We start from the raw sequence: 13,893 nt of genomic DNA, 5'->3' as shown, positions 1-13,893 counted from the left end.
TGTCTACTTAACCTGTAGTTCAGTAGATGTCTTATCTACAAGCTCTGCTGAATCCTTAAACTTTAAATCTTCCTTTACATTATTAACTCTTATTGCTACCTTTTTATCAGCTTTATTTAAAAAATTATAACTAATATTTTAGCCATGTTATCTTCCCCCATCACTTTATATACAGTTTGTGGGGAGGTAGGCAGGTTTTTAGGGAGAAAAAAATGACCAATGAATCCGGTACATTAGTCATTTAAAATACTTTAATTTTTATTATTTTAAAGTTAAATTTAATTTAAAAAGAATGATTATTATTGAACTTAATGTGCATTATATGCGAATGCTAGTGCATTTGTATTCTTAATTAAAATATGCATTGCAACAAATGGACCTATTCCACACAATAAAGCACCAAATATCAGCCACATAAGTACAGATGTTCCATTTTCAGAAAAATGCAAATTATAACGTGGTGCATTTTCAGCTAACCTATTACCAATATTATAATACCAAAACCATGCATAAATCCCGCATGTAATTATAGACAATAAAATAAATCTTAAAAGTCCACCTGTTTTCTTTCCGTCTCCATTACACATTATATTAACATCTTCAGCTAGCTTATAAATAAACCATAAACCATATATTCCAAATGTTAAAATAGTAAATATTATGTATTTTACAAGTCCTCTCTCTGTGCTAATCATAAAAATCCCCCTATTTTATAAAAGTCTGAAAAACATTATAAATAAAACCTTTTTCAATATTTATATTAACAACAATATCATCCGGATTTAAAATTCTAAATATGTATATTGTTATAAATACTGCTATTCCAATAACTATCGCACAATTAAATATTCTATGGGACATTTTGTCTTTAATTAAAAATAGTAAAAAATAAATTATTGGCAAAAAAAATAATGGATGATAATAAAATGCTCCTTTAATATCTAAATGAGCTAAACAACCCCATGCCCTAGTCATCCCGCACCCAGCGCATGAAATACCAATTAAAAATTTAACAGGGCATCCGATGCCAACTATATCATAAAAAATATATAACAAGACCATAACAAGTCCAAATTTAATATATGCATTAATATTTATATTCTTCATATAATTATATCCATTCAAAATCTATCTAAATAATATTATTTTCTAAGCATTTTTCACTTTAGAAGATGATAAAATCAAATCTTTCCGTCTAAGTTTTAAGATTGCTTCTAAAATTATTACAAAACATTTTTCTATTTTTTAAAATAAAGAAAACAAAATACTACATTAACTTGCTATATTATACCATAAAATTGCAAATTAATCCACTTTTCTAAAAGAAATTCCAAAAATTTCGCATCAAAATTCCAGTATATATTTATTTCTTTAACTCTTAATTCTATGCTCTTTAACCCTTAACTTATAAAAATTTTGCGTCGTAACATTTTTAAGCTACGATGTATAAAAATAATCTTGAAATGTATAAATACTTATGTTAAACTAATTATAATTTAATAATGAAACTTACCTTAGGGTAGAGGTGCTGTAATTAATAGTAGTTGCTTTTAGTCGGTGGACAGTGAGAAGTGAAGAAAGGAATTATGGCCGAAGAAAATAGTTTGGCGAAACTATTTTCTGGCTTTGCATATAATATATGTAGGGCTGTCATCTAAGATTCTGTAAATGATCTACTGAATTTTAACTATACATATATAGTTCCAGATATGGGGATGGAGAGCTACAAAGGGTACACAGAGTTGCGCTGGTATTTTTTGTGCAGCAAAGGTGTTCCTTTGCTGCTTTTATTTTTACAAAATTATGGTATGTTTCACGTAAGCAGAGAACCAAAATCTTAAGCAGGCATCCCAAATTTGTAATTTGGAGATGATCGCTTACACAGAGTGCTGATTTTGTGTGAATTGGTTAAGCAGACATACAAAATCTCCGATTTTGATATGGTCGCTTACTCAGCGAGTACTCCTCATAGTTTACGAAGAGGAGTTTCACATAAGAATAATTTTAAGGGAGTGATGATATGGCAATTGTTGTACAAAAATATGGTGGAAGTTCTGTAGGAACTATAGAAAAAATAAAAAAAGTTGCCCAAACAGTAGTAAGAAGAAAACAAGCGGGAGATGATGTAATAGTTGTAGTGTCTGCTATGGGAGATACTACAGATGATTTAATAGGTCTTGCAAATGAGGTTACAAGCAATCCTGATAAAAGAGAATTAGATGCTCTTTTATCAACTGGAGAAATGATGTCTAGTGCACTGCTCGCTATGGCAATTAAGGCTTCAGACTATGATGCCATTAGTTATACAGCGTATCAAATAGGGATAAAAACCACTGGACAGCATGGTAAATCATTAATAGATGATATAGATGGGGAAAATATAAAGAAGAGTTTATCAGAAGGAAAGATTGTAATAGTAGCAGGGTTCCAAGGTATAAATGAGGAAGGACATATAACCACTCTTGGAAGAGGTGGCTCAGATACTACTGCGGTTGCAATAGCAGTGAAACTAGATGGAATATGTGAAATCTACACTGATGTAGATGGTATATATAGTGTAGACCCTAGAAAATATAAAGATGCAAAAAAGTTAGATGAAATAGATTATGAAGAAATGCTTGAACTTTCAAGTCTTGGAGCTCAAGTCATGCATTCTAGGTCCATAGAACTTGGACAAAAATATAATATTCCAATATACGTTGGATTAAGCAATAGTGATATTAAAGGAACAGTAATTAAGGGGGTAAATAACATGAACATGGAGAGTAAACCAGTAACAGGATTAGCAACAAGCGATGATGATGTGTCTATAACAATAAGGGATATAGAGAGCGATATAAATACTGTATCAAGTCTGTTTGAAAGTGTGGCAAGTAAGAGAATTAATATTGATATGATAAGTCAGACAGCACCTGTAAATAATAGAGTTAATCTATCATTTACTATACCAAAAGTTGATTTAAATGAATGCTTAGAAATAATCAAGCCATTTTATTCAAATGAGAGTCGAATTGCTATAGATGAAGATATAACAAAGTTTTCTGTGGTTGGCATAGGAATGAAAACAACATCGGGAGTTGCTTCTAAAATGTTTAAACTTCTTAGTCAAAACGATATAGAAGTAAAGATGATTACAACTTCAGAAATAAGAATTACTTGTGCTATTAAGCAGAAAGATAAGATAAAAGCAATCAACGTTATTGCAAGTGAATTTAATTTATAGTGAAAACCGTGGGGAGGAAAATTGATTATGAAATTAGCTGGTACTATGGATATAAAAAACAATACTCTTTATATTGGTGGAGTTAGTACAATAGATTTAGCGAAAAAATTTGGTACTCCTCTATATGTAGTTGATGAAGAGTTGATAAGAAGTCAGTGCAAAAGATATTATAATTCATTTAAAGCTAATGAAAACAAAAATAAAGTAGCTTATGCAGGAAAGGCATTTTTAACTTTGGCTATGTGCCAGATTATAAAAAGCGAAGGTTTGTGTTTAGATGTAGTTTCAGGTGGAGAATTGTATACTGCATGGAAAAGTGAATTTCCTATGGAAAAAGTATATTTTCATGGTAACAACAAAACTTTAGAAGAAATAGAGATGGGAGTTAACTTAGATGTAGGTAGATTTGTAGTAGACAATTTCTATGAGATAGAAAAAATCAATGCTATAGCTAAGGAAAAAAATAAGATTCAGAAGATTCTCTTAAGAATTACCCCGGGTATAGAAGCACATACACATGAGTATATAAAAACAGGTCAAATAGACTCTAAATTTGGTTTTACATTACTCAACAATAAGACTATTGATGCTGTGAAAAAATCTATAGCACTTTCTAATATAGAGTTAGTCGGACTACATTGCCATATTGGTTCTCAGATATTCGATACAAAGCCATATGAGGATGAAGTAGAGATTATGCTCTCAATAGTTAAAAATATTAAGGATGAGACTCATTATGAAGTTCAGGAGTTAGATTTAGGTGGTGGATTTGGAATATACTACACAAATGGTGATACTCCTAAAAAAGTAGAAGAATTTTGTGATGTAATATTAACTAAAGCAGAAAGTGTTGCAAAAAAGCTTAATATAAATCTTCCTGTATTAGTTATTGAGCCAGGTAGATCAATTGTTGGAAATGCAGGAATTACGCTTTATACAGTAGGATCAATAAAAGAAATACCAGATATAAGAAAGTATGTAGCCGTAGATGGTGGAATGACAGACAATATAAGACCAGCTCTTTATAATGCTGAATATGAATGCATAATAGCTAATAAAGTTGAAAGCAGTTCTACAGAGACTGTTACTGTATCTGGGAAGTGTTGTGAGTCAGGAGATATATTGTTGAGTAATGTAAAAATTCCTGAGGCTGAAAGCGGTGATATTCTAGCAGTGCTTACTACAGGAGCATATGGATATTCTATGTCAAGCAATTATAATAAGATACCAAAACCTGCAGTAGTTATGGTTAAAGATGGAGAAGTTAAGCTAATTTGCAGAAGACAGACTCTTGAAGAAATTATAGAAAATGAATTATTATTATAAAAAACGTTGGAAAGTTTTTGTACTTTCCAGCGTTTTTTGTTTTGATAAAATTCATATTTTGTGATTTGCTGGGAATAATAATCAAAGCACTAATTCTCTTTACACGAAAGGATGGATTGATATGCTCTATATTATATTTCTGGCAATAACTGTTGCAGTATTTGGCATATATATGATTAATATACTATCAAATGAAAATAATGAAGAAAATGGAAATGTAATGGATGATGTGCCAACTCTAAATGTAAATAAGGAAGGGTTAAGAAAACATGCAATAGAAATATCTGCGTACTCTGCAGAAGCTAGAAAAGTAAATTGTAAAAAACAGCTAATAAAAAGCTTAGATAATAGCTATAAAAAAATTTTAAAAGACTATGACTATATTGATAAAGAAGTTAGACAAAAAAATGAGGTTATTCAGGCTGCTGAGTGGCTATTAGATAATCTTTATTTAATTCAAAAAGAATATAAAGATATAAAAAATAATATGCCAGAGTCATATTATAAAGATTTACCTATTATGAATAAAGGTGTAATGAAGGGCTATCCTAGAATCTATTATATAGCGGTTGAACTGGTATCACATACAGATGGAAGAGTTGATGAAGATACTATAGAAACCTTTATAACTGAATATCAGAAGAATACTATTCTCGCTAGTGGTGAATTGTGGGCATTACCTATAATGATAAGAATTGCGTTAATTCAAAATATAAGCAAAATAACTGAAAGAATAGCTTTTGCACAAAGAGAAAGAAAAAAAGGTGATGAAATTGCTGATAGGCTTATAAATGCTGTTAATAATGAAACAGTAGCACAGGAAATCGAGAAGCTTTTGGAGGAAAAGATAACATTTACATCACATTTAACAGAAAGGCTTTTAAAAACTTTAAGAGATAATGGGATTGAAAATTCAAATATATATGAATGTATAGATGACCAACTAGAAAGTCAAGAAACAAACTCTGAAAAAATTATAAATATTGAACATCAAAGGCAGATGGCATATCAAGCCTCTATAGGAAATTCAGTAACTGGTATAAGAGAAGTTGACGCACTAAATTGGAGAGAAAATTTTGAAAAGCTTAGTTATGTCGAAGATATTTTAAGAAAAGATCCTTTACATATATACGAAAATATGGATTTTGAGTCTAGAGACTATTATAGACATAGCGTAGAAAAACTTGCTAAGTATATGAATGTTGCAGAGTCTTTTGTGGCAAAAAAGGCAGTAGAATGTTCAGAAGAAGCATTTGAAAAAGGCGATTGTTATGAATATGAAAAACATGTTGGTTACTATATAGTAGATAAAGGCGTACAATGCTTAAAGAATAGAGTTAACTTCAAAGACAAAGGAATATCCAATATAAATAATAGATTTGTTAATGAAAATATTGGTCTATATATTGGAATAATGGTCTTAGGAACAGTTATACTAACATTTTTAATAGTGTTACTAAGTTATTATAATAACCCTCAGATGGAGCTGTGGAAATACATTCTAATTGCGCTAGTGGCCATAATTCCCTGTAGTGAAATTATTATATCTATTTTTAATTATAGTATAAGCAAATTAGTTGAGCCAAGATTTATTCCTAAGATTGAATTTACAAATGAAATACCTAAAGAGCTTAGCTCTATCGTAGTGATTCCAACTTTACTAAATAATGAGTCTAGAGTAAAAAGTTTAATAAAAGATATGGAAGTATACTACCTTGCTAATAAAGAAAAAAATCTATATTTCGCTCTATTAGGAGACTTTAAAGATAGTAAAATCGAAGAAGAAGAAAATGATAGAAATATAATAGACACAACACTTAATTTAGTTAAAGAGCTTAATCAAAAATACAGTGAAAATGGAGGAGATATATTTTACTTCTTTAATAGATACAGACAATATAATGCAAAAGAGGGAATTTGGATTGGCTGGGAAAGAAAAAGAGGTAAGCTAGTAGAATTCAATAATTTAATAAGAGGTAATCAAAACACAAGCTACAATGTAGTAAGCGGTGATATAAAGAACTTATGTAAAGTAAAATATGTAATAACATTAGATGCAGATACTCAACTTCCAAGAGATAGTGCTAAAAAATTAATAGGAGCAATGTCACATGTATTAAACATACCATACTTAGATGAACAACAGAAGAGAATCATTAGAGGCCATGGCCTAATGCAGCCAAGGGTGAGTGTAGGTACACTAAGTGCCAATAAAACATTATTTTCGAAGATTTTCTCAGGGGAATCGGGAATAGACATGTATACCAGTGCTATTTCAGATGTATATGAAGATCTGTTTGATGAAGGAATTTTTACAGGTAAAGGTATATACGATATAGACGTTTTTAATAAAGTCCTTGAGGATGAAATACCCGAAAATTCAGTACTAAGTCATGATCTACTTGAAGGATCTTACATGAGGGCTGCATTAGTTACTGATGTAGAACTAGTGGATGGATATCCTGCATATTATAATTCTAGTTCTAAAAGACTTCATAGATGGGTTAGAGGTGACTGGCAGCTCATTCCATGGTTGTTTAAGAAGACTTCACTTAACAAATTATCTAAGTGGAAAATATTTGATAACTTGAGAAGAAGCTTTTTGTCACCAGCAATCATGATTCTAATTATAGTATCGCTATTTTTATTTTACAACCCAGATGCATGGCTTATAATAGCATTTTTATCGTTGCTTTGCCCTGTATTTTTTGGTGTTTCAGAAGCTGTGGTTTCGCAAAACAAAGGGATAAGTTTTGTTGGAAAAGTGAAAAATGGAAAGAATCTTATTGAACAATTTTTTCTTGTTTTCTGCTTTTTACCTTATCAAGCATATTTAATGTTGGATGCTATTATTAGAACAATTTATAGATTGCTTATAAGCAAGAAAAAGATGCTGCAATGGCAAACTGCAGCAGACGTAGAGGCCAATTCTGGTAGAAATTTAAAGGATTTTATATCAGCTATGTGGATAGGAAGTATAATAAGTGTTCTAACTTTAATTATATCCTTCAGAAATTCGCTAGAAACGACAATTATAATGGCTCCTTCTTGCATTATATGGTTTTTAAGTCCATACATAGCATATAAAATAAGCAAAGAGATAAAGGAAGAAAAAGAGGAATTAAATAAAGAAGAAGAACAAATATTAAGAAGATTAAGTAGAAAAACCTGGGCATATTTTGAGGATTTTGTAAATGAGGATAACAATTGGCTAGCACCAGATAACTATCAAGAAGATCCTAATAACGGTGTAGCACATAGAACATCCCCTACAAATATGGGAATGGGTATTACATCTAATTTAGCTGCTTTTGATCTCGGGTACATTGGAACATTAGAACTAGTAGACAGAATAGATAGAGTGATTTCCAATATGAGTTCACTGGAAAAGTATAAAGGTCACTTTTATAATTGGTATGATACAGAGACTAAAAAACCTCTTTATCCTAGATATATTTCTACTGTAGATAGCGGAAATTTAGCTGGATATATGTGGCTTACTGTAGCTTCATTAGATGAATATGTAAATAATTCAGTAATTAATGATAGATTGCTAAAAGGTTTAATAGATACTTTAATGCTTGCAAATGAAGAGATAGAAGATGAGTTGCAAATAAGTAATTACTATAATGATAAAATTAATGAGCTAGCAAATATGGAATTTAACATATTTTCATGGAGAAAATCACTTTTAAGTCTCTTAAGTAAATCAGTAGATATAGAGAAAAGTCAAACATACAAGGAACCATATTGGAACCACAAATTAACAGATTGTGTAAATAAAAGACTAGAAGAAATCCAAATATTATTTCCTTGGATTGATTTAGCGTCGGAAAACTTAGAAAAACTTAAAAATATAAAAGATAGCTTTATAAAGTTATCTGATAAAACACCATTAAGTGATATATTGAAAGAAGTTGATAACTTAAGAAACCAATTAAATAACGTGAATTTACAAGAAGAGCAATGGTTTAATGAAATAGAGCAATTACTAGAAAGTAGTAAAAATGAAATAAATAATCTATTGTATAAGGTTAAAGATTTAAAAGAAAAATTAGACTCTATGGCTGAAAACACAGAATTTAAGATGTTATACAATAAAAAAAGACAGCTTTTCTCAATTGGTTATGACGTAGAAAAAGACAGATTAGATAACTGTTTCTATGATTTGCTTGCATCAGAAGCAAGGCAAGCAAGTTTTGTATCAATAGCTAAGGGAGATATAGAGCAAGAGCATTGGTTTAAATTAGGTAGGGCTATGACTTCCATGGGTAAAAGCAAAGGATTGGTTTCTTGGAGTGGAACTATGTTCGAATATTTTATGCCACTTATAATTTTGAAAAGCTATCCTAACACATTGCTAGGTGAAACCTATAGATCTGTAATTAAAGGTCAAAAAAAATATGGGAAAGAACGAGGGGTTCCTTGGGGAATATCCGAATCAGCCTTCTATTATTTTGATGTTAACCTAAATTATCAATATAAAGCCTTTGGTGTGCCAGGAATAGGTTTAAAACGAGGGCTTATGAATGAACTAGTAATCTCTCCATACTCTACGATTATGGGATTATTGATAGATATGAAGGGGTCCTTGGATAACATAAAGAGGCTAATAGATTTAGGATCAGAAGGAAGATATGGATTTTATGAATCCATAGATTATACACAAGAAAGACTTCCAAAAGGTAAGAAAAATGCTATGGTGAAATGCTTTATGGTTCACCATGAAGGCATGAGTCTAATGTCTTTAAATAATGTTTTAAATAATAGTATTTTTCAGGAAAGATTTCATGAAATCCCTAGAGTAAAGGCTGCAGAACTTTTGCTTCAGGAGAAAGTTCCTAAAGCTATAGTGTATGATAGAGAATATCAATATGATGCTTCTGATATTTCTGTAGAAAAACAAAATATCGCTGTAAGGAGATATATTACAGCAAGGACAGAAATGCCAGAAACTCATTTGATGTCAAATGGAAGCTATTCCTTAATGATTACTAACAGTGGAAGTGGTTATAGCAAAAAAGATGATATGACAGTTTATAGATGGAGAGAAGATGTAAGTTTAGATGATACCGGGATGTTTTTTTATATAAAAAATATTAACTCAAATGAATACTGGAGCGCAGCTTATGAACCATGTAAATATGAGGGAGAAGAATATGAGGTATTATTTTCATTAGATAAGGCAGAGTTTAAAAGAAAAGATGGTAATTTAAGAACTCATACAGAATTTACTGTTTCTAATGAAGATAATGCAGAAGTGAGAAAAATATCTATAACAAATCATAGCGAGCATGCTAGGATAGTGGAAATTACAAGTTATTGTGAAGTAACGCTAGCGCATTATAATGCAGATTTAGTTCACCCTACTTTTAGTAATTTATTTATTAAAACTGAGTATATTGATGATTTAGGATGTATTATTGCAAATAGAAGACCTAGATCAAGAAAAGATAAGCAGCCTTGGCTTATGCAAACTGTTGCATTTGAAGGAAATACTGTAGGGACTATTCAATACGAAACAAGTAGAGCTAATTTTATAGGAAGAGGAAGAGATTTATCTAATCCCCAAGCAATGGATAACGATACTCAATTAAAAATGACAGCAGGAGCTATACTTGATCCTATAATTAGCATGAGAGTGAGGATGAAAATAGAAGCAGGAGAAACCTGTATAGTGGCCTTCACTACAGCAGTAGGTGATTCAAAGGATGAAGTAGTAGAACTTGCTAAAAAGTATGCAGACATAAGAAATATAAGTAGAGTTTTTGAACTTTCATGGAGCGGAGCGCAGCTTGAGATGAAATACTTAGGAATAAAGTCTGCTCAAGCAAATTTATATCAATTAATGGCTTCAAAAATCCTATTTTTGAATACATTATTTAAAGATAGAGATAAATATATTATGAATATAAGAAAAGGTCAATCGGCTCTTTGGTCTTATGGTATTTCTGGAGATTTACCTATAGTATTAATAATAGTTAGAGAAGAAAAGCATATAGGTTTAGTAAGGCAGCTTATAAGTGCTCATGAGTATTGGAGCATAAAGGGGTTAAGGGTGGACCTAGTCATACTTAACCTACAGGAAAATTCCTATATTCAATCTATGCAAGATGTCGTAAGAGATTTAATAAGCTCGAGTCATGCCAGGGATAAACAAAATAAAGCTGGTGGAGTATTTCTTCATAATACAGCTACTATAGAAAAAGAAGATATAGAGTTATTAATGGCTATTTCAAGAATTGTAATAGATGGAGATAAAGGTTCACTAATGGTTCAAATGAATGAAGAAAACAAAGAAGAAACCGAAAAAGAATTATTAGTTATAGAACCACAACAATATAACTATAACTCATATAAACCATCAATAGCTAAATTAGATTATTATAATGGTTTAGGTGGCTTTAGTAGCGAAGGTGATTCATACATTATAATTCTTAAGAATTACGATAATACTCCTGCGCCTTGGATAAATGTAATCTCAAATGGAAACTTTGGTTTTCATGTTTCAGAAAGTGGCATTTCATATACATGGAATAAAAATAGTAGAGAAAACAAGTTAACTACATGGTCTAATGACCCTGTCATAGATAATGAGGCAGAAGAGATATATATACGTGATGAGATAGATGGAAGTGTATGGAGTATATCACCTAAGCCTATAAGGGATAATGGAGATTATATAATTGAACATGGATTTGGATACTCCAAATTTGAACATGAGGCACATGGCATTCTAGGGAAAATGAAAATGTTTGTCGACATGAATGAAAGTGTTAAGGTATGCAGCATAAAACTTAAAAATATTACAAGTTCTAAGAGAAGATTATCCATTAGTTACTATGCGAAGCTTGTTCTGGGTGTAGCTCACGAACAAACAGCACAGTATATATTTACTGGATTTGATAAAGAGACTAATTATATCTATGCAAGGAATCCTTATAGTCAACACTTTGGAAAACTAATTTGCTACCTTAAAGTTATCGGTGGAGAAGAGTTATCTTTTACTGGAAACAGGAAAGAATTTTTGGGAAGAGGAGGAGATATAAAAGCTCCTGAGGCACTTAAGTTGAAAAAGTTATCTAATATCGTTGGTGCTGGCATGGACCCTTGTCTCGCAAAAAATGTCAAGATAACCTTAAATGAAGGAGAAGAAAAAGAAATATTAGTACTCCTTGGACAGGAAGAAAGTTTTGAAAAGATATCTCAGGTAATAAATAAGTATAGTAATGAAGATGTTGCTGAAAAAGAATTAAATAATACAAATAGTTTCTGGAAGAAATTGTTTAATATTGTACAGGTAGAAACTCCAGATAAGTCTATGGACTTAATGATAAATGGGTGGCTTATGTATCAGATTATATCCTGTAGATTCTGGGCAAGGACTGCCTTCTACCAATCAGGTGGAGCTTACGGATTTAGAGACCAACTTCAAGATGTTATGCCTATTACGTATCTTGACCCTGAAATATCAAGAAAACATATAGTTTATAGCGCCTCGAAACAATATCTAGAAGGAGATGTTCAACATTGGTGGCATCCTGTAGTAGAAAGCGGAATTAGAACAAGGTTTTCAGATGATTTACTATGGCTTCCTTATGCTACGGCGGACTATATAAAAAATACAGGAGATTACAGCATATTAGATGAAGAGGTAGGCTATTTAGAAGACGAGGAACTAAAGGAAGGAGAAGATGAAAGATACAATATATCAAGAAAATCCGATAAAAAAGGAACTATATATGAGCACTGCATAAAAGCAATAGAAAAATCCTTAAAGTTCGGAAGTCATAACATACCGCTGATGGGATCTGGAGATTGGAATGACGGAATGAGCACTGTCGGAAACGAGGGAAAAGGAGAGAGTGTCTGGCTAGGATGGTTCTTATATAGTATTCTTGATAAATTCATAGAGATATGCAAAATAAAAAATGATAAAGAAAAGGTTGCAAAATATAGTGATCTAAAAGAGTTTATTAGGGATAATTTAGAGAAAAATGCGTGGGATGGTGGTTGGTATAGAAGAGCCTACTTTGATAATGGTGTACCTTTAGGTTCGTTGCAAAATGATGAATGTCAGATAGATTCACTATCTCAGTCTTGGGCTGTTATTTCTGGTGCTGCAAAAGAATCTAGAGCAAAAGAAGCTATGGAGGCTTTAGAAAGAAATCTAATTAAGGATGATAAGGGAATAGTATTGCTTCTTACACCTGCCTTTGATAAATCGGCCTTAGAACCTGGGTATATTAAAGGATATGTTCCAGGAGTAAGGGAAAATGGCGGCCAATATACACATGCATCTATATGGGTGATATTAGCTTTAGCTAAAATGGAATATAACAATAAGGCTTGGAAGATATTTAATATGATTAATCCAATAAATCACGCTAAATCATATTTAAATTGTCAAGTTTACAAAGTAGAACCATATGTCATGACAGCTGACGTCTATGCAGTAGAACCTCATACAGGAAGAGGAGGATGGAGCTGGTATACTGGAGCCGCAGGATGGATGTATAGAACAGGAATTGAGGCTATACTTGGACTTAAATTAATAGGTAAACAAGGCTTTATGGTAAATCCATGTGTACCAGATGAATGGCAAAACTATAATATTTACTATAATAAACAAGGAGCCAAATATAATATACAAATTAAAAGATCAGATGAAAAAGGAATTTGGCTTAATGGAATTAAGTTAGAAAATGGAATCGTTCCTTTTTTAGAGGAAGGAGAACATGAAGTTATGGTTTTAATATAAGGCATATTTAAATAAATAATAACTTCAACTTTAAAAGAAGGAAATTAGAAAAGTATGCAGAATAATATATATTAAAATCAGAAGATTCAATAAAAAGGAGGAGTCATTATGACAGAGGTTAGACAGGTTTATAAATGTGAGATTTGTGGCAATATGGTAGAGGTAATCCATAAGGCAGGAGGAAGCTTAGTTTGTTGTAATAAGCCAATGACACTACTTGTAGAAAATACAGTAGATGCAGCAGTTGAAAAACATGTACCAGTAATAGAAAAAATAGAAGGTGGAGTAATTGTAAAAGTTGGAGCAGTAGAACATCCAATGCTTGAAGAACATCACATAGAATGGATAGAAGTACACACTGCTAACAAAGTTTATAGAAAATGGCTTAAGCCAGGAGAAAAGCCAGAAGCAATATTTAAAATTGATGAGGAAGTATTATTTGCAAGAGAATATTGTAATATACACGGATTATGGAAGAAATAATATATAAAAGTATTGACAAATCTTGTTTTAAAGAATAATATATTTTAAAAGAATGAAATAATACAAATCCGTTGATAGAAAGTAAGTAGGTTTAAAAACA

Annotated in this window: 6 protein-coding genes and 1 riboswitch; of the genes, 4 read left to right on the top strand and 2 right to left on the bottom strand. The window is 31.3% G+C overall.

Features of this window, described 5'->3' with window-relative positions; genetic code table 11:
• Positions 1–308: 308 nt before the first annotated feature.
• Together RCG18_RS05295 and RCG18_RS05290 are read right to left on the bottom strand one after the other, a co-directional pair.
• A complete protein-coding gene (locus tag RCG18_RS05295) occupies positions 309–695 on the bottom strand; it encodes a DUF4234 domain-containing protein (RefSeq protein ID WP_308040361.1) in 387 nt (128 codons plus the stop codon).
• A 10-nt stretch (positions 696–705) separates the two neighbouring features.
• A complete protein-coding gene (locus RCG18_RS05290; RefSeq protein ID WP_308040360.1) occupies positions 706–1,107 on the bottom strand; it encodes a DUF2752 domain-containing protein in 402 nt (133 codons plus the stop codon).
• Between the two features lie 405 nt (positions 1,108–1,512).
• Positions 1,513–1,734: riboswitch (Lysine riboswitch) on the top strand.
• 286 nt (positions 1,735–2,020) lie between these two features.
• On the opposite strand from RCG18_RS05290, the gene RCG18_RS05285 reads away from it, so the two are divergent.
• The 4 genes from RCG18_RS05285 (at position 2,021) to RCG18_RS05270 (ending at position 13,793) form a co-directional block, all read left to right on the top strand.
• Positions 2,021–3,223 (top strand): aspartate kinase, encoded by a 1,203-nt coding sequence (locus RCG18_RS05285; RefSeq protein WP_308040359.1) that lies wholly within the window; start codon positions 2,021–2,023, stop codon positions 3,221–3,223.
• A gap of 27 nt (positions 3,224–3,250) precedes the next feature.
• Positions 3,251–4,549, top strand: a complete 1,299-nt coding sequence (gene lysA / locus RCG18_RS05280) for a diaminopimelate decarboxylase (protein WP_308040358.1) — start codon at positions 3,251–3,253, stop codon at positions 4,547–4,549.
• Positions 4,550–4,670: 121 nt separating this feature from the next.
• Complete coding sequence (locus tag RCG18_RS05275) at positions 4,671–13,310, top strand: GH36-type glycosyl hydrolase domain-containing protein (RefSeq protein WP_308040357.1); 8,640 nt, start codon at positions 4,671–4,673, stop codon at positions 13,308–13,310.
• A gap of 108 nt (positions 13,311–13,418) precedes the next feature.
• A complete protein-coding gene (locus RCG18_RS05270) occupies positions 13,419–13,793 on the top strand; it encodes a desulfoferrodoxin (protein WP_308040356.1) in 375 nt (124 codons plus the stop codon).
• The last annotated feature ends 100 nt before the right edge of the window (positions 13,794–13,893 follow it).

The organism is Clostridium sp. OS1-26 (assembly GCF_030915445.1).
Lineage (GTDB): Bacteria > Bacillota > Clostridia > Clostridiales > Clostridiaceae > Clostridium_AM.
Note: the sequence above shows the minus strand (reverse complement) of the source record. Positions and strands in the feature narration are given on the sequence as shown.